We start from the raw sequence: 18214 nt of genomic DNA, 5'->3' as shown, positions 1-18214 counted from the left end.
TCGCCCCACGCCGCCCCACCCACGCCGCCCTACGCCGCGAACGCCTCGCGCACCGCGTCGTACTCCCTCGTCCACCACACCGCCAGGGCCGACACCGCAGCGAATTGCGGGTCGGCCCTTCGGTCGTGCAGCAGGTAGCGCCAGCGCAGTATCCAGAAGTCGTTGAGCCGCTCCCACCACACCCGGTGCACCGCCGCCGCCAGCTCTGCCGCGTCCGCGCCCGCCGCGCGGCGGTAGGCCTGTGCGTACGCACGGACCTTGGCCAGGTCCAGCTCTCCGGCGGGCTGGACGAAGAAGATCGCCGCCGCCCGGACCGCCTCCTCCGCGCGCGGCTGGACGCCGAGCCGGTCCCAGTCGACGATCGCGGCCGGTTCCGCGCCGCGGTAGAGCAGGTTCAGCGGGTGGAAGTCGCCGTGGACCCAGCCTCCCGCGCAGGCCGGCGGCGGGCGGCGGTGAGCATGGCGTTCCAGCAGGGCGCGGCGTTCCAGGAGGCGGTGCTCGGCCAGGTTGTCGAAGGAGTCCCGGGGCCTGGCGGCCCGCGCCAGTGCCAGGAGCTCGTCGATGACCGCGAAGGTCTCGTCGGGGTCGGCGCTCTCGTACTCGCGGCGCTCTGTGGCGTCCACCTCCATGACCTGCTCCAGACAGGTGTGGACCAGCCCCAGCAGTGAGCCGAGCCGGCGGCACTGGACCGTTGTCAGATGCGCGCCGTCGCGATGCCGTCCGTCGACCCACGGATGCAGCGCGTAGCACCGGCCGCCGATCACCGCGACGGTGTGGCCCTGCGCGTCCTCGACGGGCGGCGCGACGGGCACGCCGAGCGCCTGGAGCCGCTGGGTGGCGCGGTGCTGGCGCGCGATGGCTTCGTGGTCGCCGTCGAGATGGTGCTTGAGGAAGTACGCGCCGCGGGTGGTGGCGAGCCGGTAGCCGCGGTTGAGGAGGCCCAGGGTGACGGGCTCGCAGGAGAGCGGTTCGCCCGGGTCCTCGTAGCGGCTGAGCAGCGCACCGACGGGTGGGGCTGTTGCAGATGAGCGCGGCACGCGCCAGATGTTAGATCACGCGGCGTGCCGCACGGGCGGCTCTTCGAGATAGTCCAGGGTGTGCACGGTCACGAACTGCGGCTCGATGCGCATGAAGACCGGATCGAAGGCCTCGCCGTTCATGTGGTGCGGCTGCTCGCCGAACAGCCTGATCTGGTCGTCCGGCGGCTGGACGATCTCCGCCTTGCCGGTGAACTGCACGGACCACAGCGCCGCGGCCCCGGAGTTGAAGTTGTCCGCGCCGTACGCCACCACGCTGCCGTTGCACGCTCGGTGATAGCCGAAACCGCGGTGTATCCGCAGGACGACCCGGCCGTCCACCACGATGTGCCGGGCAGGGGCCACGAACGGCAGCGCGCGCATGCTGGTCGCCAGCCGTCCGTACGAGACCCGGGTGAGCAGTTCGATGGCGCGGCGATCCTCGGTGGACATGACTTCCACTCTCGGTCACCGGCACCTGTCGGAACAGAGGCCCCTGCCCCCGGCCGAAGGGACCTTGGTCCCGGTCGTGGTGCCGGAACGGGTCAGCCCGAACGGGTGACCCTCCTACGGGGACGTCAGTTGTTCTGACGCTCGGCCTGCACCCTGGCCACATACGCGGCGGCCTGCGAACGCCGCTCCATGCCCAGCTTGGAGAGCAGGCTGGAGACATAGTTCTTGATGGTCTTCTCGGCGAGATGCAGCCGTTCGCCGATGACCCGGTTGGTCAGGCCCTCGCCGATCAGGTCCAGAATCCTGCGTTCCTGCTCGGTCAGGCCCGCCAGCTTGTCGTCCTTGGGGCTGTTGCCGTCGCGCAGCCGCTCCAGCACCCGGGCGGTGGCCACCGGGTCCAGCAGCGACCGGCCGGCCGCCACGTCCCGTACGGCCGTCAGCAGCTCATTGCCGCGGATCGCCTTGAGCACATAGCCCGAGGCGCCGGCCATGATCGCGTCGAAGAGGGCCTCGTCGTCGGCGTACGAGGTGAGCATCAGGCATTTGATGCTGTCGTCCACCGAACGGATCTCGCGGCAGACCTCGACGCCGCTGCCGTCCGGCAGCCGGACGTCCAGCACGGCGACATCGGGGCGGGTCGCGGGGATCCTGACCAGGGCGTCCGCGGTCGTGCCGGCCTCGCCGACCACCTCGATGTCGTCCTCCACGGAGAGCAGCTCATGGACGCCACGCCGAACGACCTCGTGGTCGTCAACGAGAAATACCGTGATTTTTCCCTCTTCACGCACGAAAGGAGTCTCACACACCTACTCTTCCCGTGCCCGGGGTCGCCGGGATAACGTGCCCGTGTTCCGGCGGCCTGCAAGGCTGTGACCAGTGGTTGTTCCCGAATTTCTCGATTTACTTGGAAATCCAAGCAAAATCGCAGGTCAAGTGGGGTTTCGCAGTAATGCTGCCCACTGGGTAACGTGCCTTTGGCAGGGCGCTCGCCGGGGCACCTGTCACGCCTGTTCCCGGACGAGTCGCACCCACCCCGTGCACGCGTACGGAATCAGGCGAGCCGCACTGGCCACGCCGGCGAACCCGGGGGCCGGACCGACGGAGGAGCAACGCACGTGACCGTGGAGAGCACTGCCGCGCGCAAACCGCGCCGCAGCAGCAAGCGCGCCAGCGCCGCGAAGAAGCCGCAAAGTTCCGAGCCTCAGCTCGTACAGCTGCTGACGCCCGAGGGCGAGCGCGTCGAGCACCCGGACTATGAAATCGACCTGAGCCCCGACGAGCTGCGCGGACTGTACCGGGACATGGTCCTGACCCGCCGCTTCGACGCCGAGGCGACCGCGCTCCAGCGCCAGGGCGAGCTCGGTCTGTGGGCATCTCTGCTGGGCCAGGAGGCCGCACAGATCGGGTCGGGCCGCGCGCTGCGCGACGACGACTATGTCTTCCCGACCTACCGCGAGCACGGCGTCGCCTGGTGCCGCGGGGTCGACCCGACCAATCTGCTCGGCATGTTCCGCGGTGTGAACCACGGCGGGTGGGACCCGAACACCAACAACTTCCACCTGTACACGATCGTCATCGGCTCGCAGACGCTGCACGCCACGGGCTACGCGATGGGCGTGGCCAAGGACGGCGCCGACTCCGCCGTGATCGCGTACTTCGGCGACGGCGCGTCCAGCCAGGGCGATGTCGCCGAGTCCTTCACCTTCTCGGCGGTCTACAACGCGCCGGTGGTCTTCTTCTGCCAGAACAACCAGTGGGCGATCTCCGAGCCGACCGAGAAGCAGACCCGGGTGCCGCTCTACCAGCGCGCCCAGGGCTACGGCTTCCCGGGCGTCCGCGTCGACGGCAATGACGTCCTCGCCTGCCTGGCCGTGACCCGGTCGGCGCTGGAGCGGGCCCGCCGCGGCGAGGGACCGACGCTGGTCGAGGCGTTCACCTACCGGATGGGCGCGCACACCACGTCGGACGACCCGACGAAGTACCGTGCGGACGAGGAGCGCCAGGCCTGGGAGGCCAAGGACCCGATCCTGCGGCTCCGTACGTATCTCGAGAACGCAGGCCACGCCGACGAGGCGTTCTTCACCTCCCTGGAGGAGGAGAGCGAGACGCTCGGCAAGCGGGTGCGTGAGGCGGTGCGGGCCATGCCCGACCCGGACCACCTGGCGATCTTCGAGAATGTCTACGCCGACGGGCACGCGCTCGTCGACGAGGAGCGCGCCCAGTTCCTCGCGTACCAGGCGTCCTTCGCCGAGGAGGGCAAGTAACCATGGCCGTACAGAAGCTCCCGCTCGCGAAGGCGCTCAACGAGTCGCTGCGCAAGGCGCTCGAGACCGACCCCAAGGTCCTGATCATGGGTGAGGACGTCGGCAAGCTCGGCGGCGTCTTCCGGGTCACCGACGGACTGCAGAAGGACTTCGGCGAGGACCGCGTCATCGACACGCCGCTCGCCGAGTCCGGCATCGTCGGCACGGCGATCGGCCTCGCGCTGCGCGGCTACCGGCCCGTCGTGGAGATCCAGTTCGACGGCTTCGTCTTCCCGGCGTACGACCAGATCGTCACGCAGCTCGCGAAGATGCACGCCCGGGCGCTCGGCAAGATCAAGATGCCGGTCGTCGTGCGCATTCCGTACGGCGGCGGCATCGGCGCGGTCGAGCACCACAGCGAGTCGCCGGAGGCGCTGTTCGCGCATGTCGCGGGCCTGAAGGTGGTCTCGCCGTCCAACTCGTCGGACGCGTACTGGATGCTTCAGCAGGCGATCCAGAGCGACGACCCGGTGATCTTCTTCGAGCCCAAGCGGCGCTACTGGGACAAGGGTGAGGTCGATGTCGACGCCATCCCCGGACCGCTGCACACCGCCCGCGTCGCGCGGACCGGCACGGACCTCACGCTCGCCGCGTACGGCCCGATGGTGAAGGTCTGTCTGGAGGCGGCCGCCGCGGCGCAGGAAGAGGGCAAGTCGGTGGAGGTCCTGGACCTGCGCTCGATGTCCCCGATCGACTTCGACGCCATCCAGACGTCGGTGCAGAAGACGCGCCACCTGGTCGTGGTGCACGAGGCCCCGGTCTTCTACGGTTCCGGCGCGGAGATCGCCGCTCGCATCACGGAGCGGTGCTTCTACCACCTGGAGGCCCCGGTGCTGCGGGTCGGCGGTTTCCACGCGCCGTATCCGCCGGCCAGGCTCGAGGAGGAGTACCTCCCCGGTCTGGACAGGGTTCTGGACGCCGTCGACCGCTCGCTCGCGTACTGAGGAGGTGCTGTGACCATGACGCAAGACACTTCGCTCCGCTTCCGCGAGTTCAAAATGCCCGACGTGGGCGAGGGACTCACCGAGGCCGAGATCCTCAAGTGGTACGTACAGCCCGGTGACACCGTGACCGACGGCCAGGTGGTGTGCGAGGTCGAGACGGCGAAGGCGGCGGTCGAGCTGCCGATTCCGTACGACGGGGTCGTGCACGAGCTGCGCTTCGAGGAGGGCACGACGGTGGACGTCGGCACGTCGATCATCACGATCGACGTGGCCCCGGGAAGCGGCGACGCGCCTGCCGCGGCAGCTCCTGCCGCTGAGGTCCCCGAGCCCGCCGAACCTGCCGCGCCGCAGGGCCGGCAGCCGGTGCTCGTCGGCTACGGCGTCGCCGAGTCCTCGACGAAGCGCCGCCCGCGCAAGGGCGCCGCGGTCCCGGCCGTGCCGGGCGCGGCCGGCGCCGCGGCCGCTCCGCCGGCCGCCGCTCCCGCCCCGGAGCAGTACGCCGCCGCCGCGATCCAGGCCGAGATGAACGGGCACACCGGGGGCGCCGCCCCGGCCGCCCGGCCGCTCGCCAAGCCGCCGGTGCGCAAGCTCGCGAAGGACCTCGGGATCGACCTGGCGACGATCGTGCCGACCGGTCCCGAAGGGACCGTCACCCGGGACGACGTGCACGCGGCCGCGCAGGCGGCCACGGCACCCGCACCCGTCGCGCCCGTCGCGGAGCCGGTGTCCGCCGCTCCGGCCGCGGCCGCGCCGGTCGCCGTGCCTGCCGGTGCGCGGGAGACGCGTATCCCGATCAAGGGCGTACGGAAGGTCACCGCTGCCGCGATGGTCGGCAGCGCCTTCACCGCGCCGCATGTCACGGAGTTCATCACGCTCGACGTGACGCGGACGATGAAGCTCGTCGACGAGCTCAAGGCCGACAAGGACATGGCCGGTCTCCGGGTCAATCCGCTGCTGCTGATCGCCAAGGCGCTGCTGGTCGCGATCAAGCGGAACCCGGCGGTCAACGCCGCCTGGGACGAGGCGAACCAGGAGATCGTGCAGAAGCACTACGTCAACCTGGGCATCGCCGCGGCCACGCCGCGCGGTCTGATCGTGCCGAACATCAAGGACGCGCACGACAAGACCCTGCCCGAACTGGCGCAGGCGCTCGGCGAGTTGGTGGCCACGGCCCGCGAGGGTAAGACGACCCCGGCGGCGATGCAGGGCGGCACGGTGACCATCACCAACGTCGGCGTCTTCGGCGTCGACACCGGCACGCCGATCCTGAACCCCGGCGAGTCCGCGATCCTCGCGGTCGGCGCGATCAAGCTCCAGCCGTGGGTCCACAAGGGCAAGGTCAAGCCGCGCCAGGTCACCACGCTGGCGCTGTCCTTCGACCACCGGCTCGTCGACGGCGAGCTCGGCTCCAAGGTCCTGGCGGACGTCGCCGCGATCTTGGAGCAGCCGAAGCGGCTGATCACCTGGGCCTGATCACTGCCCCTACGCATGAGGTCCCGTGACGCGCTCAGCGTCACGGGACCTCGTTGCTTTTACCTTGCGCCTTGCGCCGTGCGTCAGTCGCGTTCCGCGCCCGCAGGCAGGGAGCGCAGCTGCATCGTCTTCGCGGTGCTGGAGCCGAAGCCGAAGTCGAGCAGCTTCGCGGCGTCCTTGTAGCGGTCGGCGCCGTTCAGCGTGACGCCGACGAAGGTCTTGTCACCGCGGGTGGCGGCGAAGACCAGGCAGGGGCCCGCGGCGGTGCCGGTGCCGGTCTTGATGCCGATGGCGCCCTTGTAGGAGCCGAGCAGCTGGTTGGTGTTGTACCAGGTGTAGGTGCGCTTGGTGCCCTTGCTGGTGGGCGCCGTGGTCACGTACTTCGGAGTCGCGACGACGGCCCGGAAGTTGGCGTTCTTCATCGCGTAGCTCGCGATCTTCGCCAGGTCGCGGGGCGTCGTGTAGTTCTGGCCCGCCTGCGAAATGCCGTCGAACGAATCGAACTTGGTGTTCTTCAGGCCGAGCGAGGTGGCCGTCTGGTTCATCTTGGCGATGAACGACTTGGTCCGCGCGGCGGGGGTGGTGCCCTTGCCGAGGAGGTCGGCGAGCGCGTACGCGGCGTCGCAGCCGGACGGGAGCATCGTGCCGTACAGCAGCTGACGGACGGTCACCTTGTCGCCGGTCTTCAAGTCGGCCGAGCTGGCGCCCTGCTTGACCACGTAGTCGCGGTACGACTGCTTGATCGTGACCACGTGGTTGAGGTTGATGCCCTTGGTGTTCACGACCACCGCGGCCGTCATGATCTTCGTCGTGCTGGCCATCTGACGCCGGGTGTCCGGGGTCTTGGTGTAGACGGCGGTGCCGGTCGCGTTGTTCAGCAGGACCGCGCCCTTGCTCGCGATCGGCGGAACGGGGACCGCGTGTGCGGGCGCGGCCAGGGGCGAGACGGTCAGCAGCGCGCCGGCGGTGAGGGCGACCACGGCGGCGTTGCGCACGCCCGGGAGGCTGGATATCAAGAAAACGCTCCGAGTTCACGAATTCGTCCAAAAGCGACGAAATGGTCGAAGTGGGACCGGTGTAGCGCGCCACGGTGACACGAGGGCCCCGATACGAGACTCACGAACGTGTCGAAGGGATGTACGCCTCTGCCACACAAGTTCCGTCCTGCATCGTGGACACGGCTTTCTGATGCACCTGTGTTGTATCTAAGCTGTGCGCATGCCCGCCGCCGCACCCGCAGCCGACCGCGTCTACACCCACATCAAGCAGGCCGTCCTCGACCGCCGCTACGAAGGCGGCACCCTCCTCACCGAAGGTGAACTCGCCGACGCCGTAGGCGTATCGCGCACGCCCGTCCGCGAAGCCCTCCTCAAGCTCGAGGTCGAAGGGCTGATCAAGCTCTACCCGAAGAAGGGCGCGCTCGTCCTCGCCGTCTCCGCCCAGGAGATCGCCGACGTCGTGGAGACCCGGCTGCTGGTCGAGGAGCACGCCGCCCGCAAGGCCGTACCGGCGTCGCCGCGGCTGCTCGCCCGGCTCGAAGAGCTGCTGGAGCAGCAGAAGCGCCAGGTCGAGGCGGGCGATCTGGCCGCCGTCGCCGTCACCGACCGCTGTTTCCACGCCGAGATCGTGCGCAGCGGCGGCAACGAGATCCTCTCCCGCCTCTACGACCAACTCCGCGACCGCCAGCTGCGGATGGGCGTCGCCGTGATGCACGCGCACCCCGACCGCATCACCAAGAACGTCGCCGAACACAGCGAGATCCTCGAAGCGCTCCGCGCCGGTGACCCGGACAAGGCCGCGGCACTCGTCCACCGGCACGTCGGCTGGTTCAGCAACCTCGCGCGGGGCGAAGTCCGGTGACCGCGCCCGTCGCACTGCCCGGAGACCCGCCGGGAGGCCGGCGCGCCGCAGCCGTCTGGGGCATCGGCGTCTCCGTCTACTTCGTCGCGGTCATCTTCCGTACGTCCCTCGGCGTCGCCGGACTCGACGCCGCCGACCGCTTCGACGTCAACGCCTCCGCGCTCTCCACCTTCTCCATACTCCAACTGCTGGTCTACGCGGGCATGCAGATACCCGTCGGCCTGATGGTCGACCGGCTCGGCACCAAGAAGGTGCTGGCCCTCGGCGTGGTGCTGTTCACCGCGGGCCAGCTCGGCTTCGCGCTCTCGCCGTCGTACGAAATGGCCCTCGCCTCGCGCGCGCTGCTCGGCTGCGGCGACGCCATGACCTTCATCAGCGTGCTGCGGCTCGGCTCCCGCTGGTTCCCGGCCCGCCGCGGACCGCTCATCGGCCAGGTCGCCGCCCTCTTCGGCATGGCCGGCAATCTCGTCTCGACGCTGCTCATCGCGCGGATGCTGCACGGCCTCGGCTGGACCGCCACCTTCGCAGGCAGCGCGGCGGCCGGAGGTGTGGTCCTCGTCCTGCTGCTGCTCTTCCTCAAGGACCATCCCGAGGGCCACGAACCCGCGCCCGCGCAGCACTCCGGGGCCGCGTTCGTACGCAAGCAGATCGCCCTGTCCTGGCGGGAGCCGGGCACGAGGCTGGGCATGTGGGTGCACTTCACCACCCAGTTCCCGGCGATGGTGTTCCTGCTGCTGTGGGGCATGCCGTTCCTGGTCGAGGCGCAGGGCCTGTCCCGGGAGGGCGCCGGCTCGCTGCTGACTCTGGTCGTGCTCTCCAACATGGTCGTGGGCCTCGTCTACGGACAGGTCATCGCCCGTCACCACGCCGCACGGGTCCCGCTCGCCCTTGGCACGGTCGCAGCGACCGCGCTGCTCTGGGCCACCACCATCGTCTACCCCGGCGACCATGCCCCGATGTGGCTGCTGATCACACTCTGCACGGTGCTCGGCGCCTGCGGGCCCGCGTCGATGATCGGCTTCGACTTCGCCCGCCCCGCCAATCCGCCGCAGCGTCAGGGCACCGCCTCCGGCATCGTCAACATGGGCGGTTTTGTTGCCTCGATGACGACACTGCTGGCGGTCGGCGTGCTGCTGGACGCGACCGGCGACAACTACCGGATCGCGTTCTCGTCGGTGTTCGTGCTGGAGGCGCTGGGCATCGCGCAGATCCTGCGCCTCAGGGCACGGACGGTACGGCGGGAGCGGGAGCGGCTGGTGGCGAGCCGGGTGGAGACGGTGCACGTACCGGTGTGACGGGCCGGTGCGTGAACCGTTCGCCTACGACTGCGTGACCGCGAACTCCCGCAGAATCGCCGCCGCCAGATCCGGGTCGCCGTCCGCCTTGATCCGGTCCGGCACCGCGGTCGCCCGGACCCGCCCACAGGCCAGCCGGTAGAACGTCTCCCAGTCCATGGCGAGCGTCACCAGCGGCCCGAGCGAGGGCGCGCCGTCGACCGTGCCCTGACCGTCCGCGTCCACCCGGACCGTACGCAGGAACTCCACCGGCCCGTGCACATCGAGGACGACCGCCGAACTCGGCGGCGCACCCGCGTCCTTGGCGACCACCTTCGGCAGCGCCTCGAGCAGGAAGTCCCGCGCGATGTACGCACCCGGCGCGTCGAGGTTGCCCGGCTTGGCGAGCGCGATGCGCAGATCCTGCTCGTGCACCCACGTGTCGAACGCCCGCATCCGCATGGCGACTTCGAGTGTCTGCTCGGTGCCGAGCGGCGCACGGACCATGGTGTCCGGCCCGCGGTTCTCGTTCCGCAGCTGCCGGGCCCGGCGGATGATCGTGTACTCCAGCTCCGAGGTCATCTCCGGAGCGGTGTGGTGCCGGCGCACATCGACCTGCATCTCCATGTAGCGGGCGAAGTCGCTCTGCACATGGTAGAGATCGCGCGGCAGCGTGTGGATGGGCCGCGGGTCGCCGAGCATCTCGCACTCCATGCCGATGACATGCGAGACCAGGTCACGCACCGACCAGCCCGGGCACGGAGTGGGCCGGTTCCACTCACCCTCGACGAGCGGCTGCACCAGCTCGGCTATCGATTCGATGGAGTGGGTCCAGGCGTCGGCGTAGGTCTGGAGGCTGGGATGGACGGTCACGGGACCCCTCGGCGGTTCTGCGGTACGCGGGCTGGGCTGCTGACTGCTGGGCTGCGTGGGAGGCTCGGCAGTTAAGTTACGCTGCCGGGCCCTGGCCCGGCAGGGCTTTCGTGTGACGATCGTAGGCCGGTGTGGGCGCCTCGAATGCCAGGGCGGGGAGTGGGTCTACGGCAGCGTGCCCGGACCGGTACGAACCGGGTCATTCCCGGCTCACTCGGCGGGCCGCCCGGACATGCCGGACCGTCAGTCCGACTCCCGCTCCTTCTCCGCCATCCGGATCACACACACCGCGACGGCGATCAGCAGCGCGGCGTCCGCGTCCTCCCGGACGACGTTGACCGCGTACGTCTCGCGGACCTGGAACCACTTCCGCGAGATGTGGGCCAGCAGCTCCCCGTCGTACTCGACGACGAACTCCCGGTCCAGGACGCGCCCGCTCACATCGAGCTCCGTGCCCTCGACCAGCGTCACCCGGTAGTGGTTGCGCAGCAGCGAAAGCCGCTTCTTGCGGATGGTGGCGAGCGGCTGCTCGTCACGCTCGATGGTCATCGTGTCCCGCAGGCTGAGCAGCTTCTTCTTCAGCGTGATCAGCACCAGACCCGTCGGGTCCTTGAGCTCCAGGGTGTCGCGCAGCCGCAGGGCCTTGCCGTCGACGAGGAAGGCGTGGCGGCCGTGCTCGTCCTCGATCCAGTAGTCGTCGCCGATCGCGAAGATCTTGTCCCGCACGAGATATCTCATGCGGAATGCGTACCCCCGCTCGTGCTGTTGGATGGGGATATGGCTACACGTGCACGCGTTCGGGCCCCTGAGCTGATCGGCAAGGGCGGCTGGCTGAACACAGGTGACAGGCAGTACACCCTCGCCGACTTGCGAGGAAAGATCGTAATTGTCGATTTCTGGACATTTTGCTGCATCAACTGCCTGCACGTCCTCGACGAGCTCCGTGAGCTAGAGGAGAAGCACCGCGACACCGTGGTGATCATCGGCGTCCACTCGCCGAAGTTCGTGCACGAGGCCGAGCACCAGGCCGTCGTCGACGCCGTCGAGCGGTACCAGGTGCACCACCCCGTCCTGGACGACCCCGAGCTCGCCACCTGGAAGCAGTACGCCGTACGCGCCTGGCCGACGCTCGTCGTCATCGACCCCGAGGGCTACGTCGTCGCCCAGCACGCCGGTGAGGGACATGCGCACGCCATCGCGAAGCTGGTGGAGGAGCTGGAGGCCGAGCACGCGGCCAAGGGGACGCTGCGGCGCGGTGACGGGCCGTATGTGCCGCCCGAGCCCGTCGCGACCGATCTGCGGTTCCCCGGGAAGGCCGTCCGCCTGCCGTCCGGGAATCTGCTCGTCTCCGACACCACGCGCAACCAGCTCGTCGAGCTGGAGCCGGACGGCGAGAGCGTCGTACGGCGCATCGGCGACGGCGAGTTCAACGAACCGCAGGGCCTCGCGCTGCTGCCCGACGGGCGCGTCGCGGTCGCCGACACCGTGAGCCACGCCATCCGCGCGTACGACCCCGAAACCGGTGCGATCGAGACGCTCGCCGGTACCGGCAAGCAGTGGTGGCAGGGCTCGCCGACCAGCGGTCCGGCGCTGGATGTGGCGCTGTCGTCGCCGTGGGACCTGGCCTGGTGGGGCGGGAAGCTGTGGATCGCCATGGCCGGCGTGCACCAGCTGTGGACGTACGACCCGGCCGCCAGGACCGTGGAGGTCGCGGCGGGCACCACCAACGAAGGGCTTGTCGACGGGCCCGCAGCCGAGGCCTGGTTCGCCCAGCCGTCCGGGCTCGCGGCGACCGAGGAACGGCTGTGGATCGCCGACTCCGAGACCTCGGCGGTGCGCTGGATCGACCGTGATCTGGTGGTGCACACCGCCGTCGGCACCGGTCTCTTCGACTTCGGGCACCGCGACGGACCGGCCGGCCAGGCTCTGCTCCAGCACCCGCTCGGCGTGACCGCGCTGCCGGACGGGTCGGTCGCCGTCAGCGACACGTACAACCACGCGCTGCGCCGCTTCGACCCGGCGAGCGGCGAGGTCACCACGCTCGCGACCGATCTGCGCGAGCCGTCCGGCGCGGTGCTCGACGGTGACGAGATCGTCGTCGTCGAGTCGGCCCGGCACCGGCTGACCCGGCTGCGGTTGCCGGAGGAGGCGGTCAGGGTCGAGGCGGTCGCCCACCGCACCCAGCGCGCCGCCACCGAAGTGGCCCCGGGCACGCTGCGGCTGGATGTCGTCTTCCAGGCCCCGGCGGGCCAGAAGCTCGACACCCGGTACGGGCCTTCCACCCGGCTGCTCGTCTCCTCGACCCCGCCCGAGCTGCTGACGGGTGGCGACGGGGCCGGGACCGATCTGTCCCGCGACGTGGAGCTCAATCCGGAGATCGGCGAAGGCGTGCTGCATGTCTCCGCGATGGCCGCGTCCTGCGACGACGACCCGGCCAACGAGTACCCGGCCTGCCATGTGCATCAGCAGGACTGGGGCGTGCCGGTGAAGCTGACCGCGGACGGGGCCTCGCGGCTGCCGCTCGTACTGGCCGGGATGGATCAGGCCCAATAGCGGATCGCGCTCAACGGCGGATCGGGCTCAACGGCGGGTCGGGCTCAACACCGGCTAGTGGAACAGGCCCTGCCGCTCGGGCTGTCGCCCCGCCGCGCCCGCCAGGCAGCCGTCCACCCACAGATCCGGGTCGTATGTCGCCTTGAGCCCGCCCACGCCTTCCGCCCGGAGCCGGGCGCAGCCGCCGGCCAGGAGGTCCTTCACCTCCTGGCCGGTCCTGTCGTAGTGGCGGACGCGGTTGCCCTGGACGAAGCCCGCCTCGTACGCGATGTCCTGCGCCCACGGCGGCCGTTCGTTGTGCCGCTGGATCAACAGCCAGGTCCCCGCGAGCAGGACGGCGGCCGCCGAGGCGAGCGCGAGGGACAGTGTGCGACGTGAAGGGCCGGGCCGGTGGGAGCCGACCGTCTGGTGACCGAGCAGAACCATGGTCGTCAGCGTGCCGGGCGCGGCCTTTCCCGGATGTTTCGCAATGGCCGTCAACTGCCCCTCGTACGAAGGGACTTCAGCGGGACGTCAGCCCGCCAGGAACGTCGACAGCGCGTTCGCCAGCAGATACGGGTCGTCCGCGCCGCACAGCTCGCGCGCGCTGTGCATCGACAGGATGGCCACGCCGATGTCCACGGTCTGAATGCCGTGCCGGGCCGCGGTGATCGGGCCGATGGTCGTGCCGCACGGCATCGCGTTGTTCGAGACGAATGTCTGCCACGGCACGCCCGCCTTCTCACAGGCCGCCGCGAACACCGCCCGGCCGCTGCCGTCGGTGGCGTACCGCTGGTTCACGTTGACCTTGAGGATCGGGCCGCCGTTCGCGCGCGGGTGGTGCGTCGGGTCGTGCCGCTCGCCGTAGTTCGGGTGCACCGCGTGACCCGTGTCGGACGACAGGCAGACCGTGCCGGCGAAGGCGCGGGCCTTGTCCTCGTACGATCCGCCGCGCGCGAACACCGAACGCTCCAGCACCGATCCGAGCAGCGGGCCGTCCGCGCCGGTGTCGGCCTGTGAGCCGTTCTCCTCGTGGTCGAAGGCGGCGAGCACCGGGATGTACGGCAGGTCGCCGGAGGCGGAGACGGCGGCGAGCGCCGCCGTGCAGGAGTGCACCGACAGCAGGTTGTCCATCCGGGGGCCGGCGAGCAGTTCGCGGTCGCGGCCGAGATACGCCGGGGCCTCGACCGAGTGCGTCATCAGGTCCCAGCCGGAGACCTCGCCCGCCGGGAGCCCGGTCTCCTCCTCCAGGAACGAGATCAGATCGCCCTCGTGCACGACGTCGCCCAGGCCCCAGATCGGCTGCATGTGCTTCTGCTTGTCGAGCTGGAGACCCTTCTCGTAGATCCCGCGGTCCATGTGGATGGCGAGCTGCGGCACGCGCAGCAGCGGCCGGTCGATGTTGACCAGGCGCGTCGTGCCGTCGCGCAGTGTGAGCCGGCCGGCCAGGCCCAGATCGCGGTCGAGCCAGGAGTTCAGCAGCGGGCCGCCGTAGATCTCGACGGCGATCTGCCGCCAGCCGTGGGCGCCCATGTCGGGCTGCGGCTTGACCCGCAGATTGGGCGAGTCGGTGTGCGCGCCGACGATCCGGAACGGAGTGTGGGCGGCCGCGCCCTCCGGGACGTACCAGGCGATGATCGCCCCGCCCCGCAGCACGTACTTGCCGCCGCTGGTCCCGTCCCACGCGTCGGTTTCCAGCATCTGCCGGAAGCCCGCCTTCTCCAGCCGCTCCGCGGCGGTGGCCACCGCGTGGTACGGAGACGGCGCGGCCGTCAGGAAGGACATCAGGTCGTCGGTGTGGCCGCGGTCGAAGCGGGGCGCGCTGCTGCTCATGAAGTCACCTTAACGAGGGGCGTGCGCGGGGCGCGTACGGAAAGATGCGGCCCGCCCCTGAGCAGGGGCGGGCCGCATCACGGACGGTCGGTCGGGGCCTAGAAGGCCGCCTCGTCCAGGTCCATCAGCGAGCCGTCGACCGTCTCGGCGAGCGCGCGCTCGGCCGAGACGCCCGGCAGGACGTTGGCGGCGAAGAACTTCGCGGCCGCGATCTTGCCCTGGTAGAACGGCACGTCCTTCGCGGAGGCCGTCGGCAGCTTCTCCGCCGCGACCGCCGCGCCGCGCAGCAGCAGATAGCCGACGACCACGTCGCCGGAGGCCATCAGCAGACGCGTGGTGTTCAGGCCCACCTTGTAGATGTTCTTGACGTCCTCGCCGGTGGCGATGAGGTCGTTCGTCATCGTGCCGACGATCGCCTCCAGGTCCACGGCCGCCTTGGCGAGCGCGTCGCGGGCCGGGGCCAGCTCCTCGCCGCCCGTGCCGACCGCGAGGAACTTCTTGATCTCCTCGGACAGCGTGTTCAGCGCCTGGCCCTGGTCGCGGACGATCTTCCGGAAGAAGTAGTCCTGGCCCTGGATCGCCGTGGTGCCCTCGTACAGCGTGTCGATCTTGGCGTCCCGGATGTACTGCTCGACCGGGTACTCCTGGAGGTAGCCGGAGCCGCCGAAGGTCTGCAGCGACTGGGCCAGCTGCTCGTACGACTTCTCGGAGCCGTAGCCCTTCACGATCGGCAGCAGCAGGTCGTTCAGCGCGACGAGCGAAGCGGCGTCCTCGTCCGCGGACTCCTTGGCGGCGATCTCGTCCTGGACGGCCGCGGTGTAGAGGACCAGGGCGCGCATGCCCTCGGCGTACGCCTTCTGCGTCATGAGCGAGCGGCGGACGTCCGGGTGGTGCGTGATGGTGACCTTGGGCGCGGACTTGTCCGCGAAGTTCATCAGGTCCTGGCCCTGGACGCGCTCCTTGGCGTACTCCAGCGCGTTCAGGTAGCCGGAGGACAGGGTCGCGATGGCCTTCGTGCCGACCATCATCCGGGCGAACTCGATGATCATGAACATCTGGCGGATGCCGTCGTGCTTGTCGCCGATCAGCCAGCCGACGGCCGGGTGCTGGTCGCCGAACGTCATCTCGCACGTGTTGGACGCCTTGAGGCCCATCTTGTGCTCGACGTTCGTGGCGTACACGCCGTTGCGCTCGCCCAGCTCGCCGGTCTCCCAGTCGAAGTTGAACTTCGGCACGAGGAAGAGGGACAGGCCCTTGGTGCCGGGGCCGTGGCCCTCGGGGCGCGCCAGCACGTAGTGAAGGATGTTCTCCTCCATGTCGTGCTCACCGGAGGTGATGAAGCGCTTCACGCCCTCGATGTGCCAGGTGCCGTCGTCCTGCTGCACGGCCTTGGTGCGGCCGGCGCCGACGTCCGAGCCGGCGTCCGGCTCGGTGAGGACCATGGTGGAGCCCCAGCGCTTCTCGACGGCGATCTCGGCGACCTTCTTCTGCGCCTCGTTGCCCTCCTCGAAGAGGATGCCGGCGAAGGCCGGGCCCGAGGAGTACATCCATATCGCCGGGTTCGAGCCGAGGAGCAGCTCGGCGTACGACCAGATCAGAGAGCGGGGCGAGGTGGTGCCGCCGATCTCCTCCGGGAGGCCGAGACGCCAGTACTCGGAGTCCATGAAGGCCTGGTAGCTCTTCTTGAAGGACGCCGGGACGGGCGCGGTGTTGGTCTCGGGGTCGAAGACCGGGGGGTTGCGGTCGGCGTCCGCGAAGGACTCGGCGAGCTCGTTCTCGGCGAGGCGGGCGACCTCTTCGAGGATGCTCTTGGCGGTGTCGACGTCCATCTCCGCGAACGGGCCGGTGCCGTACAGCTTGTCGCGCCCGAGGACCTCGAAGAGGTTGAACTCGATGTCGCGGAGATTCGACTTGTAGTGCCCCATGGCGACGGCTCCGTAAAGATCGGGAGGCAGATTTCTGATCCGCATACCTGTAAGTAGCTACGATGATGCTACCCGTCGGTAATAAGACGCAACCCCTATTGGGTCAACTGTGACTCGTTACTCTTGCGGACATGTACGGCTACGACCAGAACCCGGGTGCTCAGCAGCAGTACGCACCGCAGCAGCCCTACGGTGCGCCGCAGCACGGCGGCCAGCCGCTGTACCCCGAGCCGTCGCCGCCCTCGCTCGCCGACGCGGTGCGGGCCTTCACCACCGCATCGCTGTCCGCCGAGGACTTCCAGCAGATCTTCGCCACCTCGAAGGTCTACTGCCCGCGCGGCGACAACCCCGGCTTCCTGGCCCTGCACAACACCCAGCAGCCGGTCATCCCCATGTTCACCTCGCTCAAGGAGCTGCGCAGGTACGCGGGCAAGGAGTCCAAGTACTTCGTGATCACCGGCGCCGAGGTGATCGATCTGCTGCCGACCGGGTACGGCTTCGTCCTCGACATGGAGGGTGAGCACCGGATGGTCTTCGACGCGAAGGCCGTGGAGCAGATGGTGGACTTCGCGATGCGGCGGATGTACGGCTGACGCAAGGCTGACAGGCGGCTGACAGGTCGCAGGCGGTACGCCCGGGGGGAATTCCTCCCGGGCGTTTCTCGTTCCGGGTGGCAGGAAGTTCAGAATTCAACTAACCTGGTCGTACAAGGAGGTCCCGCCATGCCTGCAGTGACCGTCGAGAATCCGCTCACCCTGCCGCGCGTCTCCGCGCCGGCCGGAGCTGTGACCCGTCCCGTGCTCGCCGTGACCACGGCGCCCAGTGGGTTCGAGGGGGAGGGCTTCCCGGTGCGGCGTGCGTTCGCCGGGATCAACTACAAGTACCTCGACCCGTTCATCATGATGGACCAGATGGGCGAGGTGGACTACGCGCCGGGCGAGCCCAAGGGCACGCCGTGGCATCCGCACCGCGGCTTCGAGACCGTCACGTACCTGATCGACGGAACCTTCGTCCACCAGGACAGCAACGGTGGCGGCGGCACCATCCAGAACGGCGACACCCAGTGGATGACCGCCGGGTCCGGGCTGCTGCACATCGAGGCGCCGCCGGAGTCGCTCGTCATGTCCGGCGGCCTCTTCCACGGGCTTCAGCTGTGGGTCAACCTGCCGGCCGCCGACAAGATGATGGACCCCCGCTACCAGGACATCCGCGGCGGCCAGGTCCAGCTGCTCACCTCGCCGGACGGCGGCGCGCTGCTGCGGGTCATCGCCGGTGAGCTGGACGGCCACGAAGGCCCCGGCATCACGCACACGCCGATCACGATGATCCACGCCACCCTGCGGCCGGGCGCGCAGATCACACTGCCGTGGCGCGAGGACTTCAACGGCCTCGCGTACGTCCTCGCCGGTCGCGGCGCGGTCGGCGCCGAGCGGCGGCCCGTGCACATGGGCCAGACCGCGGTGTTCGGCGACGGCGGCTCGCTGACCGTGTGGGCCGACGACAAGCAGAACGGCTCGCACACCGGCGACCTGGAGATCATCCTGCTCGGCGGCCGGCCGATCCGTGAGCCGATGGCGCACTACGGGCCGTTCGTGATGAACACGCAGGCCGAGCTTCAGCAGGCGTTCGAGGACTTCCAGAAGGGCCGGCTCGGCACCATCCCGGCCGTGCACGGGATGGACGAGGGCGGTCTGTAGCCCACCCGGCTCCCCCGCGGAGCCGGTGAGG

General features: G+C 69.6%; 17 protein-coding genes. 8 read left to right on the top strand and 9 right to left on the bottom strand.

All coding sequences use genetic code 11. The annotated features are described in order from the left end of the window. Positions 1-29: 29 nt before the first annotated feature. From ACH4YL_RS05445 to ACH4YL_RS05435, 3 genes are all read right to left on the bottom strand, one after another. The gene (locus tag ACH4YL_RS05445) at positions 30-1037 is read right to left on the bottom strand and encodes a phosphotransferase (protein WP_398505075.1); all 1008 of its coding nucleotides are present in this window, start codon (positions 1035-1037) and stop codon (positions 30-32) included. Between the two features lie 15 nt (positions 1038-1052). Beyond that, positions 1053-1469 carry a pyridoxamine 5'-phosphate oxidase family protein gene (locus ACH4YL_RS05440; RefSeq protein WP_398505073.1) on the bottom strand — a complete coding sequence of 139 codons (417 nt, stop codon included), beginning with the start codon at positions 1467-1469 and terminating at the stop codon, positions 1053-1055. A gap of 125 nt (positions 1470-1594) precedes the next feature. Beyond that, the gene (locus ACH4YL_RS05435) at positions 1595-2257 is read right to left on the bottom strand and encodes a response regulator (RefSeq protein ID WP_398505071.1); all 663 of its coding nucleotides are present in this window, start codon (positions 2255-2257) and stop codon (positions 1595-1597) included. Positions 2258-2584: 327 nt separating this feature from the next. On the opposite strand from ACH4YL_RS05435, the gene pdhA reads away from it, so the two are divergent. From pdhA to ACH4YL_RS05420, 3 genes are read left to right on the top strand one after another with little or no spacing between them, the layout of a single operon-like run. Continuing rightward, a complete protein-coding gene (pdhA, locus tag ACH4YL_RS05430; RefSeq protein ID WP_398505069.1) occupies positions 2585-3733 on the top strand; it encodes a pyruvate dehydrogenase (acetyl-transferring) E1 component subunit alpha in 1149 nt (382 codons plus the stop codon). 2 nt (positions 3734-3735) lie between these two features. Then, entirely contained in the window at positions 3736-4716 is a 981-nt protein-coding gene (locus ACH4YL_RS05425; RefSeq protein WP_398505067.1) for an alpha-ketoacid dehydrogenase subunit beta, read from the top strand. Between the two features lie 15 nt (positions 4717-4731). Beyond that, positions 4732-6189, top strand: coding sequence for a dihydrolipoamide acetyltransferase family protein (locus tag ACH4YL_RS05420; RefSeq protein WP_398505065.1), 1458 nt, complete (start codon positions 4732-4734; stop codon positions 6187-6189). 83 nt (positions 6190-6272) lie between these two features. On the opposite strand, the gene ACH4YL_RS05415 is transcribed toward ACH4YL_RS05420, so the two are convergent. After that, the gene (locus ACH4YL_RS05415; protein ID WP_398505063.1) at positions 6273-7184 is read right to left on the bottom strand and encodes a D-alanyl-D-alanine carboxypeptidase family protein; all 912 of its coding nucleotides are present in this window, start codon (positions 7182-7184) and stop codon (positions 6273-6275) included. 223 nt (positions 7185-7407) lie between these two features. Here ACH4YL_RS05415 and ACH4YL_RS05410 point away from each other — a divergent pair, with 223 nt between their 5' ends. Together ACH4YL_RS05410 and ACH4YL_RS05405 are read left to right on the top strand one after the other, a co-directional pair. Continuing rightward, positions 7408-8049: a GntR family transcriptional regulator gene (locus ACH4YL_RS05410; protein ID WP_398505062.1), complete on the top strand. Its 642-nt coding sequence runs from the start codon at positions 7408-7410 to the stop codon at positions 8047-8049. Beyond that, entirely contained in the window at positions 8046-9344 is a 1299-nt protein-coding gene (locus ACH4YL_RS05405; protein WP_398505060.1) for a nitrate/nitrite transporter, read from the top strand. The genes ACH4YL_RS05410 and ACH4YL_RS05405 overlap by 4 nt, the downstream gene beginning before the upstream one ends. A gap of 24 nt (positions 9345-9368) precedes the next feature. Here ACH4YL_RS05405 and ACH4YL_RS05400 read toward each other — a convergent pair whose 3' ends face one another. Together ACH4YL_RS05400 and ACH4YL_RS05395 are read right to left on the bottom strand one after the other, a co-directional pair. Then, the gene (locus tag ACH4YL_RS05400; RefSeq protein ID WP_398505058.1) at positions 9369-10196 is read right to left on the bottom strand and encodes a maleylpyruvate isomerase family mycothiol-dependent enzyme; all 828 of its coding nucleotides are present in this window, start codon (positions 10194-10196) and stop codon (positions 9369-9371) included. 243 nt (positions 10197-10439) lie between these two features. Beyond that, on the bottom strand, positions 10440-10934 hold the full coding sequence (locus ACH4YL_RS05395) for an LURP-one-related/scramblase family protein (RefSeq protein ID WP_398505056.1): 495 nt from the start codon (positions 10932-10934) through the stop codon (positions 10440-10442). Positions 10935-10973: 39 nt separating this feature from the next. Between ACH4YL_RS05395 and ACH4YL_RS05390 the strand changes: the two genes are divergently transcribed. Then, positions 10974-12749, top strand: a complete 1776-nt coding sequence (locus ACH4YL_RS05390) for an NHL domain-containing thioredoxin family protein (protein WP_398505055.1) — start codon at positions 10974-10976, stop codon at positions 12747-12749. A gap of 54 nt (positions 12750-12803) precedes the next feature. On the opposite strand, the gene ACH4YL_RS05385 is transcribed toward ACH4YL_RS05390, so the two are convergent. From ACH4YL_RS05385 to ACH4YL_RS05375, 3 genes are all read right to left on the bottom strand, one after another. Then, the gene (locus ACH4YL_RS05385; protein WP_398505054.1) at positions 12804-13175 is read right to left on the bottom strand and encodes a hypothetical protein; all 372 of its coding nucleotides are present in this window, start codon (positions 13173-13175) and stop codon (positions 12804-12806) included. A gap of 87 nt (positions 13176-13262) precedes the next feature. Beyond that, positions 13263-14561, bottom strand: a complete 1299-nt coding sequence (locus tag ACH4YL_RS05380) for a M18 family aminopeptidase (protein ID WP_398505052.1) — start codon at positions 14559-14561, stop codon at positions 13263-13265. 98 nt (positions 14562-14659) lie between these two features. Then, a complete protein-coding gene (locus ACH4YL_RS05375) occupies positions 14660-16486 on the bottom strand; it encodes an acyl-CoA dehydrogenase (RefSeq protein WP_398505050.1) in 1827 nt (608 codons plus the stop codon). Between the two features lie 131 nt (positions 16487-16617). On the opposite strand from ACH4YL_RS05375, the gene ACH4YL_RS05370 reads away from it, so the two are divergent. Further along, positions 16618-17079, top strand: coding sequence for an SseB family protein (locus tag ACH4YL_RS05370; protein WP_398505048.1), 462 nt, complete (start codon positions 16618-16620; stop codon positions 17077-17079). A 129-nt stretch (positions 17080-17208) separates the two neighbouring features. After that, entirely contained in the window at positions 17209-18183 is a 975-nt protein-coding gene (locus tag ACH4YL_RS05365; protein ID WP_398505046.1) for a pirin family protein, read from the top strand. Positions 18184-18214 lie beyond the last annotated feature (31 nt).

It is taken from the genome of Streptomyces sp. NPDC020681 (genome assembly GCF_044334895.1).
Taxonomy (GTDB): domain Bacteria; phylum Actinomycetota; class Actinomycetes; order Streptomycetales; family Streptomycetaceae; genus Streptomyces.
Note: the sequence above shows the minus strand (reverse complement) of the source record. Positions and strands in the feature narration are given on the sequence as shown.